The sequence below is a fragment of the Methyloversatilis discipulorum genome (assembly GCF_000385375.1).
Taxonomy (GTDB): domain Bacteria; phylum Pseudomonadota; class Gammaproteobacteria; order Burkholderiales; family Rhodocyclaceae; genus Methyloversatilis; species Methyloversatilis discipulorum_A.
This window is the reverse complement of sequence record NZ_ARVV01000001.1, coordinates 1,249,672-1,267,262: the sequence shown is the minus strand read 5'-3', so window position 1 is coordinate 1,267,262 and position 17,591 is coordinate 1,249,672. Positions and strand designations below refer to the sequence as shown.

The following is a 17,591-nucleotide window of genomic DNA, read 5'->3' as shown; positions in this document are numbered from 1 at the left end:
GCTTTCATGGACATCACCCGCCTGCGCGCCCTCCGCGGCCCCAATCTGTGGAGCCGCCACACCTGTATCGAAGCCATCGTGTCGTGCACCGGCGAACACTGTTCGCTGGACGCGATGCCCGGTTTCGCCGAGCGTCTGCGCGCCCTCTTCCCCGGCATCCGGCCGCTGCGCCCGACCGCACGCAGCGGGCCGCTGGCCATGGCCGACGCGCTGGAACTCGCCGCGCTCGGCCTGCAGGCCAGCGCCGGCTGTCCGGTTACCTTCAGCTGCACGATGCAGACCGTGGACGCCGGCGTCTATCAGGTCGTCGTCGAATACACCGAAGAGGCGGTCGGCCGCCTCGCCTTCGAACTGGCCGAACAGCTCTGTCGCGCCGCCGCCGGAGGCGGCAGCTTCGACCTCGCCGCGGCGCTGCAGCAGCTGCGCGAACTGGACGAGGACATCCGCCTCGGCCCGAGCACCGGCGCCATCGTCGAAGCCGCCGTCGCGCGCGGCATCCCGTTCCGCCGGCTCACCGACGGCTCGCTGGTGCAGCTCGGCTGGGGCAGCCGGCAGCGTCGCATCCAGGCGGCCGAAACCGACCGCACCAGCGCGGTCGCCGAATCGATCGCCCAGGACAAGGAACTGACCAAGGCGCTGCTGCACGCCGCCGGCGTGCCGGTGCCGCGCGGCCGCACGGTGAGCGACGTCGACGAGGCGTGGGCCGCCGCGCTCGAAGTCGGTCTGCCGGTGGTGGTCAAGCCGCGCGACGGCAACCAGGGCAAGGGCGTGACGGTAAACATCGTCAGCCGCGAACACATGGGCATCGCGTTCAACGCGGCCTACGAAATCAGCCGCGATGTGATGGTCGAGCGCTTCATTCCGGGCGCCGACTACCGCTTCCTGGTGGTCGGTGACCGCGTCATCGCCGCCGCCCGCCGCGAACCGCCGCAGGTGATCGGCGACGGCAGCCGCACCGTGCGCGAACTGGTCGATGAGGTGAACGCCGATCCGCGCCGCGGCGACGGCCACGCCACTTCGCTGACCAAGATGCGCATCGACGACATCGCGCTCGCTCGCCTGGCCGTCCAGGGCCACTCACCGGACAGCGTGCCGGCGCTGGGCGAACGCGTCGTGCTGCGCAACAACGCCAACCTGTCGACCGGCGGCAGCGCCACCGACGTGACCGACGACGTACACCCGGAACTGGCGGCGCGCGCAGTGGAGGCGGCGCGCACCATAGGGCTGGACATCGCCGGTGTCGACATCGTCTGCCGCACCGTGCTCAAGCCGCTGGAGGAACAGGGCGGCGGCATCGTCGAAGTCAACGCCGCACCCGGCCTGCGCATGCACCTGACGCCCTCATTCGGCAAGGGACGCGCGGTCGGCGAAGCCATCGTGTCGACCATGTTCGGCCCCGGTGACGACGCACGCATTCCGCTGGTCGCCGTCGCCGGCACCAACGGCAAGACGACGACGGTGCGGCTGATCGCCCACCTGATGGCACAGACCGGCCTGCGCGTCGGCATGACCACGACCGACGGCGTGTTCGTCGGCAACGAATGCATCGATACCGGCGACTGCAGCGGCCCGAAGAGCGCGCGCAACGTGCTGGCCCACCCGGACGTCGACGGCGCGGTGCTCGAAACCGCGCGCGGCGGCGTGCTGCGTGAAGGTCTGGGCTTCGACCGCTGCCAGGTGGCGGTGGTCACCAATATCGGCAGCGGCGACCACCTCGGCCTCGCCTATATAAATACCGTCGAGGACCTGGCGGTGGTGAAGCGGGTGATCGTGCAGAACGTCGCGCCCAAGGGCATGGCGGTGCTGAACGCCGCCGACCCGGTGGTGGCGGCGATGGCCGAACACTGCCCCGGCTCGATCACCTTCTTCGCGCAGGACCGTACCCACCCGGTCATCGCCACCCACCGCGCCCGCGGCCGCCGCGTCATCTACGTCGACGACGGCGCGCTGGTGGCCGCCGAAGGCAGCAGCGCGGTGCGCATTCCGCTGTCGCAGGTGCCGCTGACCCGTGGCGGCAAGCTGGGTTTCCAGGTCGAGAACGCGATGGCAGCGCTCGGCGCCGCCTGGGCGCTCGGCTTCGACTGGTCGTCCATCCGCGCAGCACTTGCCAGCTTCGTATCCGACGCGGCGACCGCGCCCGGCCGCTTCAATGTGTTCGACTACAAGGGCGCGACGCTGATCGCCGACTACGGCCACAACCCGGACGCCATCAGCGCGCTGGTGCAGGCCATCGACGCGCTGCCGGCGAAACGCCGCAGCGTGGTCATCAGCGGTGCCGGCGACCGGCGCGACGAGGACATCCGCAAGCAGACGCAGATCCTGGGTGCCGCCTTCGACAGCGTGGTGCTCTACCAGGACCAGTGCCAGCGCGGGCGCAAGGACGGCGAGGTGATCGCGCTGCTGCGTGAAGGTCTGGAGGGCGCGAGCCGCACGCGCGAGGTGTGCGACATCAATGGCGAATTCGTCGCCATCGACCACGCGCTGGAACGGCTGCAAAGCGGCGACCTGTGTCTGATCCTGATCGATCAGGTCGAAGAGGCGCTGGCCCACATCAGCCGGCGCGTCGCGGAAAGTTCAGCCGGCTGACGCGACCTGCTGCGCGAGCACGCCGCGCAGCGCGTCTTCGCAGCTGGTCATCCAGGCGTAAATGGCGTCGATCGCCGCGGTGGCTTCGGCGAAATACAGTTCCGCCGTCATCCGGTCGGTCGCCCCGAGCAGGTCGCTGCGCAGCAGGCCAAGCAGACGGACGATGCGCTCGGTGGCCGGCAGGGCGCCCGGCAGACGGGGTGTGTCGGCGATCGCCTGATGCATCAGCGACTCTGCGCGCGACGCCAGATACATCAGACGCATGCGCTCGGCCGCCGTACAGACCCCGCGTGCGGCGGCCGCACTGCCGACCGCCCTCGCCTGCCCCAGCTGCTCGCCCAGCGCCGGCAGCGTGCTGATCCAGGTGCGCAGCAGGCCGCTGCCTGACGATGCGGCGACCGGCGCAATCCGGCGATTGCCGACGGCCGCCAGCCAGCCCAGCACGTGCGACACCAGCAGGCTGTGCCGCGTCAGATTGTCGTCGGCGCCGATCGCTGCCGGGCTGCCGTCCAGCGCGGCACACAGTTCCTTCCACTGCGCGTCGAGCAGCGCCAGTTCGTACCGCGTGATGCACGGCCCCTCCAGCGCCATCTCGGCGCGTGCGGTCGTCTCCAGCGCTTCGATGTCATGCTGCACGGCGCGCCGCCGGGCGCGCATCGGCGATTCGAACAGGGCGTCGCCGGCCAGCCAGGCGGTACTCATGCCGCGGTGCTGCTGCAGCGAATGGACAAGTTGCAGCAGCCGCTCGCAATCGCCGAAGGCGCGCTGCGCGTCGCCCCCCGGCGAGCTGTCGCTGACGCGCTCCGGGCGCATGAACACCAGCGCCAGCGCGATGGCCAGCGCCAGCAGCACCATGACGAGGGGCACACTCAGCAAGGCGGGCGATCCCGGGTGAATAGGACGGACAGGCGTGTGCTCATGACACGACACGAGCAATTCGCGCGCCAAGCATCGGCCGCCTCACGCCGACGGCGGCGCTTCGAGACCTCCGACGATGAAAGGCACCAGCGCACGCAGCAGGCTTTCAGGGTCGTTGCGGGAGGCCGGTGAACAGCGGCCGAGCAGGTGCATCACGTCGCGCCCGGCCATCACGTAGGCCACGATGCCGACGAAGAAGTACATCCGGCGCAGCAGTTCGTCCTCGGGCAGCGCCGGCAGCGCGCGCATCAGCGCCTTGCGGTACCAGTCCATGATGCGGACGTACTCTTCGGGGATGAAATCGTCGCCCGGTTCGAAGTAGGCGCGGCCGATCAGCTGCTTGAACACGGCGCCGGACACCGTGTCCTTGCGCGACAGGCGCAGCGTCGACTCGACGAAGGTTTCGACGATGCGGGTGACGCTCAACGGCGCCTCGACCGCCTCGCGTTCGAGCTTGGCGAGGTAGCCCGAGCGTGTGCCGTCCGCCCCGAGCACGCGCTGATACACGCTCTCCATCAGGTCGCGCTTGGACCCGAAGTGGTAATTGATCGACGCCAGCGGGACGCCGGCCGCCGACGCGATCATGCGCATCGAGGTCGCCGCGTAGCCCTGCTCGGTAAATAGCTTCTCGGCCGCCGCGAAAATGCGTTCCTTGGCATCGCCGCGCGTGCGCGCCTCGGCAGTTCGGTCGGATTTCAGGGTTTCGTTCGGCACGGCGCGTCATTTGCTGGGACACAGTCTGACTGTAGCACCGGCCGCACAGCGACGGTGCGCCTATGCACCCGTCGCGGGCATGGCAGACGGCCGCAACGCCCGCGACGGGTGAAATCGCGGCGTCGGCGCGACGTATCCGGGGCTGGCACCGGACTTGCAAGGTACTCGTCATGACGACTTACGCACCCCGGACCGGAAAGGTCTACCTGATAGGCGCCGGCCCCGGCGACCCCGAACTGCTGACGCTGAAGGCCGTGCGCGCGCTCGGCCGCTGCGACGTGCTGCTGGTCGACGACCTGGCCGACACCGCCGTGCTCGAACACGCGCGCAGCGACGCCCGCATCGTGCGCGTCGGCAAGCGTGGCGGCTGTCGCAGCACGCCGCAGGCCTTCATCGAACGCCTGATGCTGCGCTATGCGCGCGCCGGCTTCACGGTCGGCCGGGTCAAGGGCGGCGACCCCTTCGTGTTCGGCCGCGGCGGCGAGGAAATGCAGACGCTGCGCCGGGCCGGCATCGAATGCGAGGTGGTCAGCGGCCTGTCGGCCGGCATCGCGGTACCGGCCACGCTGGGCGTGCCGGTCACCCACCGCGACATGGCCTGCGGCGTCACCTTCGTCACCGGCCACGCACGCGAAGACGGCCAGCCGGGCCGCGAGCCCGACTGGGCGGCACTGGCCCGCTGCGGCACGACACTGGTCATCTACATGGGCATGCGCAAGCTGGCGTCCATCGCCGAGGCGCTGCACGTCGGCGGTCTCGCCGCCGACACCCCGGCCTGTGCGATCCAGAACGGCACCCGCGACAGCCAGCGTGCCGTCGTCTCCACGCTGCGCGACCTGCCGCAGGCCGTCGCCGACGCAAAGCTGGGCAGCCCGGCCATCGTCGTGATCGGCGAAGTGGTCAATCTGGCCGAAGTCGCGGAACAGGCTGAAGCGCTGTCGATGCGGGCCTGAACGCTGCCGACCGGTCCTTGACGCGGCGCCGCGCACTGCCCACCGCTGCTGTCGGGGTCAGAAGACCCCTCCCACAGAACCCCGCTCCGACCGCGGCCGCGGATCGGGCTCTATCCCTGTGGGAGCGGCCTTGGCCGCGACGCGGCTGTTGCTGGCCGCTGACCTCGATCAAGGTCGCAATCGCGAGCAAGCTCGCTCCCACAGTTTTCGGCGCAGGCTCGGGTGAAGGCCCCCTGTGGAAGCGGCCTTGGCCGCGACGCGGCCGTTACGGTGAGCACAAAAACAAAAGGCGCCGAGGGCGCCTTTTGTTCCTGCACGGGGCAGAGCATTGCCGCGCTGCTTACTTCAGCTGCTCGTGCAGCAGCGACAGGATGCGCTTCGCGGTGCGGGTGTCGTCGAGGCCGCCTTCGCGGGTGAGCACCTGAACCGAACTTTGCTTGCCCTCGCCCTTGACCAGGATGCGGTACTGGCTCTGGCCGGCCTTCGGGTCCGGCTTGTCGTCCGGCATGAAGAACAGCAGCTTGGACAGGATGCCGCCATCCTTCTTGCCGGTGGCGTCGACTTCCGGGTCGACGTAGCGCACGAAGTACACACCCTGCGAACGGTCGCGGTCCTCGACGGTGAAGCCGACGCGGTCCAGCGCCAGGCCGACGCGGCGCCAGGCGCGGTCGAAACCTTCGTACACCTGCAGCGTGCTGCCCTTGTCGGCCGACACCAGTTGCGCGCGCTCGGCCACCGGTTGTGCGGCCAGCAGCACCTTGGCGCGCTCGTTGTCGGCGCCCAGACGCACCATCAGGCGACGCAGCATTTCGGCTTCCAGCTCGGGGTCGGCCGGACGCGGCTGCCAGACGGTGTTGTCGCTGCGCTCGTTGGTATAGACCTCGACCACGCCGCGGTGGCTGACGTAGATTTCGGTGGTGCCCGGCTCGGCGCCCGGCTCCAGGCGGGTGCGGAACTTGTCGCGCTCGGGCGTCGAGTAGAGCTGGTCGATCAGGCGCCCGATGGTGTTGCGGATGATGTCGTTCGGGAGCTTGGCGCGGTTCTCGTTCCAGTCCGTTTCCATCACGCCGGCTTCCGGCTGTTCGATGTCGATCAGGAAACCGGTTTCCTGCCAGAACTCCTTCACCTGCGGCCACAGATCGTCAGGGCTGGCATTGACCACCAGCCAGCGCTGGCTGCCGGCGCGCTCGATGCGCATCTTGTCGACCTGCGGCAGCACGCCCGACGACTGCGGCTGCACCACACCGCCGGTGTTCGTGCGGTCGGCGTTGTAGGCCGACATGGTCGCCGTACCCTTGCCGCCGGAATCCGGCACCGCGAAGCGGTCGGTCTGCTGCGGCAGCGTCAGGTCGGGCGGCAGGTCGAGGCGCGGCGTGCGCTTGGCCTGGGCCTTGTAATCGACCTTGCCTGAATCCATGACCTTGTCGAACATCGAGCAGCCGGTGAGCGCGCTCACCAGTGCCACGCACAGCGCGGAAAACTTCAGCAGATTCATCGAACGGGATACCAGAGGACGATCAGGCAAGCACGCCGGCCTGCTTCATCGCGGCGCGGACCTGCTCGTGGAATTGCGGCTGCAATTCGGTCAGCGGCAGACGCAGCGTCGGGCCGCACAGGCCCATCTGCTGCACGGCCCACTTGACCGGAATCGGGTTGGCTTCACAGAAAAGCTGACGGTGCAGGCCGATCAGCTTCGCGTTGATCGCGCGCGCCTTGACCGCGTCGGCGGCCAGCGCGGCGGCGTTCATTTCGTGCATCAGGCGCGGTGCGACGTTGGCGGTGACCGAGATCGAGCCGTGGCCGCCCATCAGGATGAAGGCGGCGGTCGAGGCGTCGTCGCCGCTGTACAGAGCGAAGCCCTCGGGTGCGCGGTTGATCAGTTCGCCAGCGCGGTCGAGATTGCCGGTGGCGTCCTTGATGCCGACGATGTTCGGAATTTCCGACAGGCGGATGGTCGTGTCGTTGGCCAGATCGGCCACCGTGCGGCCGGGCACGTTGTACAGGATGAAGGGCACATCGACCGCTTCGGCCTGGGCGCGGAAGTGACGGTACAGGCCTTCCTGCGTCGGCTTGTTGTAGTACGGCACGACGGTCAGGCAGGCATCGACGCCGACCGACTTCGCATGCTGCGCCAGTTCGATCGCCTCGCGCGTCGAGTTGGCGCCGGTGCCGGCGATGACCGGGATACGGCCGGCGGTGTGCTCGACCGTGAAACGGATCAGTTCGCAGTGCTCGTCGAAATCGACGGTGGGCGACTCGCCGGTGGTGCCGACGATGACGATGCCGTCGGTACCTTCGGCGACGTGGAAATCAATCAGGCGACGCAGGCTGGCGTAGTCGAGACTGCCATCCTCGTTCATGGGAGTGACGATGGCGACGAGCGATCCGGTAATCATGTGCGAAACAGTGGCTTCGGCAGGAAACGCGCCATTCTACCGGAGCGCGGGTGCAAGCCCAACAGTGGCAACTGGATCAGTCTGTAACAGCTCCCGGTCACTCACAGCTCGGCCAGCGCCCGGATGTGCTCGACCGCGCTGCGCCCCAGCGCCGACAGCGCGTAGCCGCCTTCAAGCATCGACACGATGCGACCCTTGCCGTGCTTCTTCGCGATCTTCATCAGCTCGGTGCTGACCCACGCGTAATCGGCCTCGACCAGCCCGAGCGACGCCATGTCGTCCTCGTAGTGCGCGTCGAAACCGGCCGAGATGAAAATCATCTGCGGCGCGAAGGCGTCGAGTCGCGGCAGCCACTTCGTCGTCACCGCCTCGCGGAAGCCGTCGCCGCGGGTGCCGGCCGGCAGCGGCACGTTGCACAGGTTGTCGGCCAGCGGCTCCGCACCCGAGTACGGGTAGAAGGGGTGCTGGAAAATGCTCACCATCAGGATGCGATTGTCGTGGGCGACGATGTTTTCGGTGCCATTGCCGTGGTGCACGTCGAAATCGATGATGGCAACGCGCTCAAGCCCGTGCTTTTCCAGCGCGTGGCGCGCCGCGACCACGACGTTGTTGAAGAAGCAGAAACCCATCGCGCGGGCGTATTCGGCGTGATGGCCGGGCGGGCGCACCGCGCAGAAGGCATTCACCGCGGCGCCCGACATCACCAGATCGGTCGCATGAACGCCGGCGCCGGCCGCGCGCAGTGCGGCGCGCAGCGAATTCGGGCACATCGCGGTATCCGGGTCGAGATGGACAATGCCGCTGCCCGGCACCGCGTCGAAGATCTGCCGCAGATACTCCGGCGAGTGCGCGCGCGCCAGCATGTCGATGTCGGCCGCCGGCGCGTCGTGGTGCTGCAGGTAGGCGTCGAGACCGCTGGCGATCAGGCGGTCCTGTATCGCGGCCAAGCGGTCGGGGCATTCAGGATGGTGCGGCCCCATGTCATGCAGGGCACAGTCGCGGTGTGTAATGTATGCGGTCGTCACCGCCTCTCCTCCGGATTCCTGCAGTTATCGATGCAACCGGCCGTTCCGGCTCTGTGTCACAGGCAGGACCGCGCGGCTTCAGGGCCGGGCATGTACTGCCGTCATGTTTCTACAGTATCGCGCCGATCATCCCGCCACAACTTAACGTAGCTCAAGCCATGCCCACCCTCGCTCCCCGCGCCGTCGTCGAAGCCGCCTCCACCCTCATTCTCGGCAAGCGCAGCCGGCTCGAACTGGCGCTGACCTGCCTGATCGCCGGCGGCCACCTGCTGATCGAGGACGTGCCGGGCACCGGCAAGACCACGCTGGCGCACGTGATGGCCCAGCTGTTCGGCCTCGACTTTCGCCGCGTGCAATTCACCAGCGATCTGCTGCCAGCCGACATCCTCGGCGTATCGGTGTTCGAGCGCGAAACCGGCGCTTTCCGCTTCCACCCGGGGCCGGTGTTCACGCAGGTGCTGCTGGCCGACGAGGTGAACCGCGCCACGCCGCGCACGCAGAGCGCGCTGCTGGAGGCGATGGAAGAGCACCAGGTCAGCGTCGAGGGCGAAACCCGCCGCCTGCCCGAGCCCTTCTTCGTCATCGCGACGCAGAACCCGGCCAGCCAGATCGGCACCTACCCGCTGCCCGAATCGCAGCTCGACCGCTTCATGATGCGCATCACCATGGGCTACCCCGACCCGGCGGCCGAACGCGCGCTGCTGACCGGCCGCGACCGGCGCAGCCTGCTGGCCGATCTGGCGCCGGTGGCCGACGCCGCGACGCTGACGCAATGGCGCGCCGAAGCCGAGTCGCTGCACGTGGCCGACGCGCTGATCGACTATGTGCAGGCGCTGATCGCGCACACCCGCAGCAGCGGCGCCTGGCGGCTCGGCCTGAGCCCGCGCGCCGGTCTCGCGCTGCTGGCCGCCGCCCGCGCCCACGCGCGGGTGTTCGACCGCGCCCACGTGCTGCCGGAAGACGTGCAGGCGGTGCTGCCCTCCGTCGCGCTGCACCGCCTGCCGGCGCTCGAACAGGGCAGTCCGGACGACGCGGCGCGCGCGCTGCTGCAGGCGGTGGCGCTGCCGGCCTGATGCGCGACGCACTCCGCCGCTGGCTGGCCACGCTCGGTGGTTCGCCCGCGCTGCCGCTGACGCTGGACCGCCGGCGCATCTTCGTGCTGCCGACCCGCGTCGGGCTGGTATGGGGCGTGGCGCTGATCGCCATGCTGCTGACCGCGATCAACTACACGCTGAGCCTGGGCTTCGCGCTGGTATTCATGCTGGCCGGTCTGGGTCAGGTCGCGCTGCTGCACACCTTCCGCAACCTGCTCGCGCTGCATCTTCGCGAAACGCCCCCGACGCCGGTGTTCGCCGGCCAGCCGGCGCGCTTCACGCTGTGGCTGGACAATGAAGCACCGCGCCCGCGCCCGGCGCTGCAGCTGGCGATGGCGGGCGCCGAACCGGCGGACGCCGCGGTCGACGCAAACGGCCGCTGCGCGGTGACGCTGTCACTGCCGACCACCCGCCGCGGCTGGCTGACGCCGGGCCGGGTCACGCTGAGCACCCGTTACCCGCTGGGCCTGATCCGCGCCTGGAGCTACGCGCAACCACAGCAGCGCTGCCTCGTCTACGTGCAGCCCGAAGCCGGCCGCCCGCCACTGCCGGCCAGCGACGCGGGCCGCGCCGGCCTGCGGCCGCAGGGCGACGGCACCGAGGAATTCGCCAGCCTGCGCGACCACCGCGCCGCCGACTCGCCGCGCCACGTCGCCTGGAAAGCCTGGGCACGCGCGCCCGACCTGCCGCTGCTGACCAAGCAGTTCGACGGCCAGGACGGCGGCGAACTGTGGCTGGATCTTGCGCAACTGCCGGCCGCCCTGTCGCTCGAAGCCCGACTCGCGCGGCTGACCGGCTGGGCGCTCGACGCCGACGCGGCCGGTCTGCGCTACGGCCTGGCGCTGCCCGACGCGCGCATCGCACCGGGCAACGGCCCGGGCCACCGCGAGCGCGTGCTGCGCGCGCTGGCCCTGCACGGATTGCCCGCATGATGTTCCGTCGCAAGCGCTCCCCTCCGGCGCCCGCCATGCCGGCCGCACCGCTGACCAACACCCGCATCGGCTGGCTGATGGCGGTCGCCGCCTGCGCGCTGCTGCCGCACGCCGACCACCTGCCGGCCTGGCTCAACGCGGTGGCGCTGCTGCTGTTCACCTGGCGGCTGGCGCAGTGGAAGCTGGGCTGGGCCGGCGCCAGCAGTGTGGTCAAGGCGCTGGTGGTGATCGCCTGCTGCGCTGGCGTCACGCTTACCTTCGGCCGCCTGTTCGGCCGCGAGCCCGGCGTCGCGCTGCTCACGCTGCTGCTGGTGCTCAAGCTGCACGAGCTGAAGAGCGTGCGCGACGGCCACACCGTCGTGCTGCTCGGCTACTTCATGCTGCTGGCCGCCTTTCTCTATTCGCAGACGCCGGCCGTGGCGGCCGTGCTGTTCGGCTCGATGGTGGTGATCACCGCCGCGCTGATCGCGCTGACCGGCCCGCCGGCGCCGGTGCGCGCACTGCTGCGCCAGTCGGCGTGGATGCTGGCCCAGGCTCTGCCCTTCATGCTGGTGCTGTTCGTGCTGTTCCCACGCGTACCCGGTCCGCTGTGGGGGCTGCCGCTGGATGCCTTCGGCGCGCGCTCCGGGCTGTCCGACAGCATGTCGCCGGGCGACATTTCGCAACTGAGCCTGTCCGGCGAAATCGCGTTCCGCGCCCGCTTCGACGACGCACCACCGCCGTCGCGCGAGCTGTACTGGCGCGGCCCGGTGCTGAGCACCTTCGACGGCCGCACCTGGCGTCAGGGCGAAGCCGCGCGCCGTCTCAACGACAGCACGCCGCACGCAGTCGTCGGCCCGCGCACCAGCTACGAAGTGACGCTTGAACCGCACGGCAAGAACTGGCTGTTCGCGCTCGAAACGGTGGCCGGCCTGCCACTCGGCGCGCGCGTCTCCGATGACTGGCAGGTGCTCGGCAGCGAAGTCGTGCGCGCGCGCCGACGCGACCGTTTCGAGTCGGTGCCGACGGCGCGCCCCGGCCGCGAGGAATGGAGCGCCTATCTCGACGCCGCGCGCCGCCTGCCGCCGGGCGGCAACCCGCGCGCCCGTGCGCTGGCCCGCCAGATGCATCTCGACGCCGGCAGCGACGCCGAAACGGTGGACGCCGCGCTGCGCCTGTTCCGCCGCGAAGCCTTCGTCTACACGCTGACGCCGCCGCTGCTCGGCGAGGACGGCATAGACCAGTTCCTGTTCGACAGCCGGCGCGGCTTCTGCGAGCACTACGCCGGCGCCTTCGTATTCCTGATGCGCGCCGCCGGCCTGCCGGCGCGCGTCGTGACCGGCTACCAGGGCGGCGAGCGCAACGAGGTCGATGGCTTCGTCGTCGTGCGCCAGTCCGACGCGCACGCCTGGGCCGAAGTGTGGCTGGACGGCGAAGGCTGGCGCCGGGTCGACCCGACCGCTGCCATCCTGCCGTCGCGCGTCGAACGCGGTCTGGCTGACCTGCCGGCCGGCGAGCCGGTGCCCTTCGTCGCCCGTGCCGACCTCGGCTGGCTGCGCGATCTGCGCCACCGCTGGGAAGCCGCCAACAATGCGTGGAACCAGTGGGTGCTGTCCTACGACCAGCAGAAGCAGCGCGAACTGCTGGCGCGCCTCGGCATGGCGCAGCCGGACTGGCGCACGATGACCGCTTGGATGGCCTCGCTGTGCGCCGTCATCGCCATCGCGCTGACGCTGTGGGCGCTGCGCCGCCAGATCGCCGCCGACGCGCTGGCGCGCGCCTGGGCCGGCATCGACCGCGCGCTGCGTCCGGCCGGCCTGGGCCGCGACGCGTGGGAAGGGCCACTCGATTACGCCGACCGCATCGCCGCGCTGCGCCCCGATCTGGCAGCAGAATTGCGCACAGCGTGTACACTTTACGCAGACGCCCGCTACGGCCGCGCCGCCCATGCGCCGGCCGTGCGCGCACTCCGGACGCACGCCCGCGCGCTGCGCCGCCACCGCACACCGCCCCGAACATGACCGCCCGCTTCACTGCTCACTCCGCATCCCGCCGTCACTTCCTGACCGGTGCCGGCGCCCTGCTGCTGTCGCCGCAGCTGCCGGCACAGATCAGCACCACGCCGGACAACTTCGCCGAGCGCGACGACGTGCGCGCCTTCTGCGCCGAACTGGCCGCCGCGCACGGCTTCGACGAAGCGCAGCTGCTGGCGCGCTTCGCCGAAGCACGGCTGCTGCCGCGCGTGATCCAGCTCATCCGTCCGCCGTCGAGCCCGGCAGTGAAATCGTGGACGCGCTACCGCAGCCGCTTCGTCGAACCGCTGCGCATCCGCGCCGGCCGCGACTTCCTGGCCGAACACGCCGCCACCTTCGAGCGCGCCGAACAGACCTTCGGCGTGCCGCGCGAAGTGGTCGCCGCCATCATCGGCGTCGAAACCATCTATGGCCGCCAGACCGGCGACTTCGAACTGCTGAGCGCGCTGTCGACGCTGGGCTTCACCTACCCGCCGCGCGCCGAACTGTTCCGCCGCGAACTGGGCGAACTGTTCCTGCTCGCCCGTGAGCAGGGCCGCGACGTCACCGACTTCCGCGGCTCCTACGCCGGCGCACTCGGCTACCCGCAGTTCCTGCCCAGCAGCTGGCGCCGCTACGCCGTCGACTTCGACGGCGACGGCCGCACCGACCTGATGAACAGCCCGGTGGATGCCATCGGCAGCGTCGCCGCCTACCTCGCCGCGCACGGCTGGGAAAGCGGCGAACCGGTGGCCCAGCGCATCCGCATCACCGACGAAGCCGCCGCCCCGCTCGTCGCCGCCGGCGTCGAACCATCGATCGACACCGCCACCCTCGACACCGCCGGCGCCCGCCCGCTGCGCGGCGGCGACCTGATCGCCAAACCCGCCACCCTGGTCGACCTCGTCACCCCCGACGCCCAGACCGAATACTGGCTCGGCTTCCGCAACTTCTACGCGATCACCCGCTACAACCGCTCGTACTTCTATGCGATGGCGGTGTATCAGCTGAGTCAGGAATTGCGGCAGGGGTGAGGAGGCAGGGCTGCGCGCAGCCCTGTACCCGATCGCATCGCGTGATCCGCGGGGCACGGACATGCCGTTCTCGCCCCTCGCCCCTGCGCAAGAAACGCAAACTTCTCCCCGCCCGCGTTGCGACCGACGCAGGACGCGGCGCACGCGCCCGATCCACCCGCCCGCCCCGTCGCCACGGAGAGATCCCATTCATATGGTGTGATGCACATGACGTACTTTTGCGCCCGCAATCAGGCGGGCGGATGGGGTTCAAAGACGGCAAGCAAGAGGTGGAGCTTCTTGTCGTTGTTTAATGCTGTATGGACATACAGAATGACGGACCGAAACGCCAAATTGGAGCGCGTTTCAGAACGATCATCGCGGCATGTTAACCCGGCAGCATCCGTAGTTATGGGGCAAAACTGCGCCGGAAAACAAAGTTGGGGATATTGCGGGCGCTGCTCGTAGGACTAGCCAATGAATGAATTTGATCAAGAGGAAGTTAAAGCATGTATGTACATGCTTTCAAAGGCTGACGATCCGTCCGCGGCGGTCTCGGCTTGGACTCTCTTGCAAAGGAAGCATCCTCGCCTTTCTGCGATGGTTTCGCTAAGTAACTACGATAAGGTCGTATTGCCTCCGTGGCTAAAGAAATACAGCGCTAAACCAAACAATTTTCTGGTGCCATATTTCTCGACCGAGAAGATGTACTTTTTGGATGATGAGCTTCTTTTCGAGATGTTTTCGTCCGGCGAGGATTTCAAGTTCCGCATTGATTACACATTGATGTTTGATACGAACATTGCAACGTATGTAAACAAACTTGTGCGCGGAGAACCACTCGGCAATATTCAGCCCAGACTAGTAGCGCTCGTCGATAACATCCTGCACGACGATCTCAATTTCGATCACCTCTTCTACATGGCCGAAAACGTAAAAAACGTTTTTCCGCAGATTGAGCGGAACGCTACATCAAAGAGAGCATTCTGGAGATCTTTAGCAAAGGGCTTCCGACAAAATCTGGTCAGTTTGCAGGTATTCAGAAGCATTGACTGTAAGGAGTACAGAAGGACTTCCAACCCGCGCCCCCAGTTCACTTACCGGCAGGCGGCTCGCCACGCAATTGACTTTACCTATGACTTCTATGCATCCGAGATTGGGAGAGACCACATCCTCAATTTTGTGCTTGTACAAAAGATGATTCTTCTACAGCTAATTGGCATGGTGCGGATACAACTGTCATCCGGCAAAAGCGCGAGATACAAAATGGGCGAATACTTCAAATTCATTCATGAGGTCGTCGGCGCCTATTTCGACCGCGAAGCCATAATCGCCCATAAATACTTCAACAACCGCAACACCATGGCCACCCTGGAGAAAATCAAGAAAGGATGTGGGAAAAAGGGACTTCTGAAGAAGCTAGACAACATTGCCTGGGACATGGCGGCTCCGAGGTTCATGGAGAAGCTTATCGTTGCTGGCGGGGAAGGAAGATACTTCATTCCCATGTTTCTTACCTTTGACGCTGGTTTGCGGGAACTGTTGGAACACTATCCTGTAAAGGGTGTGATGTTCAATAAAGAATCGGGAGCATTCGCTCCAATTTCCTCAATCAACACTAGAGATTACTTCAAACAGAATGGATGTCAGAATGAGATCGATCATCTATACAGTGACCCCGTTCGCTCAGAACGTCTTTCGCGCCCAAAACCCACACGACTGATTATTCATCGGCTGATCCGCCGTGAGTACAAGGCGCTTCGATCGCTCATCTAGCCACCTGAAATTCGATGTCGGACATATCCCTAACCTATCACTCCACCGGACCTTCGCAAAATGCCGCGCAGGCCGGTGAATTCAGAAATTAGCCGCCTAAGGAAGAGTTATGGCACATCCACTAATCCTGCCCTCGGAAATACCGTGGGCAGACATTAAGGGTTCCAGCCTTGAAGAGCTCTTGTATTGGCTCTTTGAATCGATGGGCGCAAAGGAATTGGAGTGGCGTATTGGCGGAAAGGGAGCGGGCACTTCAGATCAGGGGAGAGATCTAGAACTTGTCTTCTTTACGCCATCGCCCGATGGCACGCTATCAAAACAGGTGTGGTGGGTTGAGGCAAAGGGGCGATCTGGAACAGTCGAACCGTCAGCTGTGCGGGACGCAGTTCTAAACGCTGCGGGGAAGGCAGACGTAGAAGTATTGGTAGTCGCGACGAATTCGAACTTCTCCAATCCGACTAGAGATTGGGTTAAAGAGTGGCAACGGACCAACAGGAGACCCGTCGTAAAGCTTTGGGAACGCACGGAGTTGGAAAACCTGTGCTCAAAGAATCCTCTGGCGGTAGTGCGCCTGTATTCAAAGGCCTTGAGCCCCCAGGGTCGCCTTGAGGTTGCTAAGTCAAGACTGTGGGACTACGCAACATTCACTGATGAGCCGGCACTTGAAAGGCTTTGGCGCGAGAGAAGTTCAATAGAGGTTGATGAGCAGGCCCTGTTTGCACTGGCAGCATCAGAACTTGCGAATGGTGATCTAAATTCCCGAGCGTGGGCGGCAATCGTTCCGGACAACGTACTGGCCGCAGCTCTATGCAATGGCTTGATTAACTTCTTCTATTTGGTTCTCAGGGCAAGTGAGAGAGGGTACCGGCAAGAGCCAATTATCCGCGCGATCTCTTATCTCCTGCTTGCCTCATTGGACCGCTTTGGCGAAGAAGCGGTAGGTAATTTGCTTGCCTCTGTATGGGACGACGTTGATGGCAGATCATACACGCCGGAAATGCGAAAAATCATTCTAGAACCTGTCGCTGGATATCTCCAGTCGGAGCTAAAGGACGTATGTGCGAAGAAGTGCTCGAGGGTGATGACCGATCTTGAGATCCTAAAGGATGACGAGCTTGAAAGTTACTGGCAGCGCCTGCGCATAACGGAGACATCAAAAGAAAAATCGAAACGAATACTAACTATTGAGAAGACCACGGATCCTTGTGGCGTTGGCCTAGACCTCACGCAGCACGATGGATGCCCTCTCTGCAACGATAAGGCTCCACATGAGCACATTGATGCCTTTATCGGCATTGTCGGTAAGGTGATCACATATAGAAAGAATGGCGCGTAGGCGGCTGACCATTCGTATATGGACTTCCCCCAAAATCAAGACTGACTGATGGTCTGGTTTTCCCGGACAGATCACTTGCAGTCGTATATCCGGCATCTGTTTCGGGTTCAGAGTGACCCGTGCTGACATGGAATCTGCGCGGGGAGCGCCAATCGATACAAGCGGCACACGTGCTGCTGCCGGAAGGGTTATCGGCATTCGTCCACGTGGGGGTGACCCGGTTGGCCATGAAGGGCGACCTGTCTCGTGTTCCGCGGCAAGCAAGGCCACACCGAATCACACACCGAGCGGATGAAGCGGCGCAGCGGTTCCACTGAGGGCAAACGGACGATCGCCGCGCGCTTCGCCACCGTCGAGCCGGTGTTCGGCAACCCGCGGCACAACAAGCGGCTCGCCCGCTTCACGCTGCGCGGGCGCGAGAAGGTCGATGGACAGTGGAAGCTGTATTGCGAGGTGCACAACATCGAAAAGCTCGGGCGCCACGGATACGCGAATTAGGTAAGCTAGCGGGCCGAATGGCGCCCGCTGCACGGGCGTCCGGCATCAGCCACGGCACACGTCAGGGGACGGCGATGAAGCGAAGGTTGGAAGGCTGAAATGAGGATGAACGACTTCGATCCGGCGAAGGCCGGGTGCAAGCGCTTGCCCCGAGATGGGGTATTTCTACAGCGTCGTTAGGCGTCACATGCCCCACCTCTCCGCAATGTTCCGAGTAGAGACCTACTCACCTTGCCTCATCACTTGGCCACGCGGACAAGCGGCCCGCCTGAATGCCAAGATCGCAAGCTTCGACGTTCGGGTGACGGTTCACCCATCCGAGGGCTGGAGTACCCGGGGCGCAGACGAGACCGACGAGA

General features: G+C 66.2%; 13 protein-coding genes and 1 pseudogene. 9 read left to right on the top strand and 5 right to left on the bottom strand.

Annotation, left to right across the window (positions count from 1 at the left end; genetic code table 11):
- Positions 1 to 6: 6 nt before the first annotated feature.
- A complete protein-coding gene (gene cphA, locus METRZ18153_RS0106105) occupies positions 7 to 2,586 on the top strand; it encodes a cyanophycin synthetase (RefSeq protein ID WP_020163887.1) in 2,580 nt (859 codons plus the stop codon).
- Here cphA and METRZ18153_RS0106100 read toward each other — a convergent pair.
- Together METRZ18153_RS0106100 and METRZ18153_RS0106095 are read right to left on the bottom strand one after the other, a co-directional pair.
- The gene (locus METRZ18153_RS0106100; protein ID WP_232416104.1) at positions 2,575 to 3,453 is read right to left on the bottom strand and encodes a nitrate- and nitrite sensing domain-containing protein; all 879 of its coding nucleotides are present in this window, start codon (positions 3,451 to 3,453) and stop codon (positions 2,575 to 2,577) included. The two genes, cphA and METRZ18153_RS0106100, sit on opposite strands and share 12 nt — an antisense overlap.
- A 93-nt stretch (positions 3,454 to 3,546) precedes the next feature.
- Positions 3,547 to 4,218 (bottom strand): TetR/AcrR family transcriptional regulator, encoded by a 672-nt coding sequence (locus METRZ18153_RS0106095; protein WP_019919168.1) that lies wholly within the window; start codon positions 4,216 to 4,218, stop codon positions 3,547 to 3,549.
- 170 nt (positions 4,219 to 4,388) lie between these two features.
- Between METRZ18153_RS0106095 and cobA the strand changes: the two genes are divergently transcribed.
- Positions 4,389 to 5,171: a uroporphyrinogen-III C-methyltransferase gene (cobA, locus tag METRZ18153_RS0106090; RefSeq protein ID WP_020163885.1), complete on the top strand. Its 783-nt coding sequence runs from the start codon at positions 4,389 to 4,391 to the stop codon at positions 5,169 to 5,171.
- Between the two features lie 340 nt (positions 5,172 to 5,511).
- Here cobA and bamC read toward each other — a convergent pair whose 3' ends face one another.
- The 3 genes from bamC to METRZ18153_RS0106075 all read right to left on the bottom strand — a co-directional run bounded on the left by bamC (position 5,512) and on the right by METRZ18153_RS0106075 (position 8,547).
- Complete coding sequence (gene bamC, locus METRZ18153_RS0106085) at positions 5,512 to 6,666, bottom strand: outer membrane protein assembly factor BamC (RefSeq protein WP_020163884.1); 1,155 nt, start codon at positions 6,664 to 6,666, stop codon at positions 5,512 to 5,514.
- Positions 6,667 to 6,688: 22 nt separating this feature from the next.
- The gene (gene dapA / locus METRZ18153_RS0106080; RefSeq protein ID WP_029143586.1) at positions 6,689 to 7,567 is read right to left on the bottom strand and encodes a 4-hydroxy-tetrahydrodipicolinate synthase; all 879 of its coding nucleotides are present in this window, start codon (positions 7,565 to 7,567) and stop codon (positions 6,689 to 6,691) included.
- Positions 7,568 to 7,668: 101 nt separating this feature from the next.
- Positions 7,669 to 8,547, bottom strand: coding sequence for a histone deacetylase family protein (locus METRZ18153_RS0106075; RefSeq protein ID WP_051091672.1), 879 nt, complete (start codon positions 8,545 to 8,547; stop codon positions 7,669 to 7,671).
- A gap of 203 nt (positions 8,548 to 8,750) precedes the next feature.
- Here METRZ18153_RS0106075 and METRZ18153_RS0106070 point away from each other — a divergent pair, with 203 nt between their 5' ends.
- From METRZ18153_RS0106070 to METRZ18153_RS0106045, 7 genes and pseudogenes are all read left to right on the top strand, one after another.
- Complete coding sequence (locus tag METRZ18153_RS0106070; protein ID WP_020163881.1) at positions 8,751 to 9,665, top strand: AAA family ATPase; 915 nt, start codon at positions 8,751 to 8,753, stop codon at positions 9,663 to 9,665.
- Complete coding sequence (locus METRZ18153_RS0106065) at positions 9,665 to 10,618, top strand: DUF58 domain-containing protein (RefSeq protein ID WP_020163880.1); 954 nt, start codon at positions 9,665 to 9,667, stop codon at positions 10,616 to 10,618. The genes METRZ18153_RS0106070 and METRZ18153_RS0106065 overlap by 1 nt, the downstream gene beginning before the upstream one ends.
- Complete coding sequence (locus METRZ18153_RS0106060) at positions 10,615 to 12,618, top strand: transglutaminase TgpA family protein (protein ID WP_020163879.1); 2,004 nt, start codon at positions 10,615 to 10,617, stop codon at positions 12,616 to 12,618. The genes METRZ18153_RS0106065 and METRZ18153_RS0106060 overlap by 4 nt, the downstream gene beginning before the upstream one ends.
- Positions 12,615 to 13,643 (top strand): lytic murein transglycosylase B, encoded by a 1,029-nt coding sequence (mltB, locus tag METRZ18153_RS0106055; protein ID WP_020163878.1) that lies wholly within the window; start codon positions 12,615 to 12,617, stop codon positions 13,641 to 13,643. The genes METRZ18153_RS0106060 and mltB overlap by 4 nt, the downstream gene beginning before the upstream one ends.
- Positions 13,644 to 14,099: 456 nt before the next feature.
- Positions 14,100 to 15,398, top strand: coding sequence for a hypothetical protein (locus METRZ18153_RS0106050; RefSeq protein ID WP_157257207.1), 1,299 nt, complete (start codon positions 14,100 to 14,102; stop codon positions 15,396 to 15,398).
- A gap of 109 nt (positions 15,399 to 15,507) precedes the next feature.
- The gene (locus tag METRZ18153_RS20510) at positions 15,508 to 16,734 is read left to right on the top strand and encodes a restriction endonuclease (RefSeq protein WP_081629066.1); all 1,227 of its coding nucleotides are present in this window, start codon (positions 15,508 to 15,510) and stop codon (positions 16,732 to 16,734) included.
- Between the two features lie 249 nt (positions 16,735 to 16,983).
- Positions 16,984 to 17,232 (top strand): annotated as a pseudogene (locus METRZ18153_RS0106045) (transposase); the annotation flags it as partial.
- Positions 17,233 to 17,591: the final 359 nt, after the last annotated feature.

Coding starts and splice junctions, on each gene's coding strand:
- cphA (WP_020163887.1), top strand. CDS start 7: ATGGACATCACCCGCCTGCGCGCCCTCCGCGGCCCCAATCTGTGGAGC.
- cobA (WP_020163885.1), top strand. CDS start 4,389: ATGACGACTTACGCACCCCGGACCGGAAAGGTCTACCTGATAGGCGCC.
- bamC (WP_020163884.1), bottom strand. CDS start 6,666: ATGAATCTGCTGAAGTTTTCCGCGCTGTGCGTGGCACTGGTGAGCGCG.
- dapA (WP_029143586.1), bottom strand. CDS start 7,567: ATGATTACCGGATCGCTCGTCGCCATCGTCACTCCCATGAACGAGGAT.
- METRZ18153_RS0106075 (WP_051091672.1), bottom strand. CDS start 8,547: ATGGGGCCGCACCATCCTGAATGCCCCGACCGCTTGGCCGCGATACAG.
- METRZ18153_RS0106070 (WP_020163881.1), top strand. CDS start 8,751: ATGCCCACCCTCGCTCCCCGCGCCGTCGTCGAAGCCGCCTCCACCCTC.
- METRZ18153_RS0106065 (WP_020163880.1), top strand. CDS start 9,665: ATGCGCGACGCACTCCGCCGCTGGCTGGCCACGCTCGGTGGTTCGCCC.
- METRZ18153_RS0106060 (WP_020163879.1), top strand. CDS start 10,615: ATGATGTTCCGTCGCAAGCGCTCCCCTCCGGCGCCCGCCATGCCGGCC.
- mltB (WP_020163878.1), top strand. CDS start 12,615: ATGACCGCCCGCTTCACTGCTCACTCCGCATCCCGCCGTCACTTCCTG.
- METRZ18153_RS0106050 (WP_157257207.1), top strand. CDS start 14,100: ATGAATGAATTTGATCAAGAGGAAGTTAAAGCATGTATGTACATGCTT.
- METRZ18153_RS20510 (WP_081629066.1), top strand. CDS start 15,508: ATGGCACATCCACTAATCCTGCCCTCGGAAATACCGTGGGCAGACATT.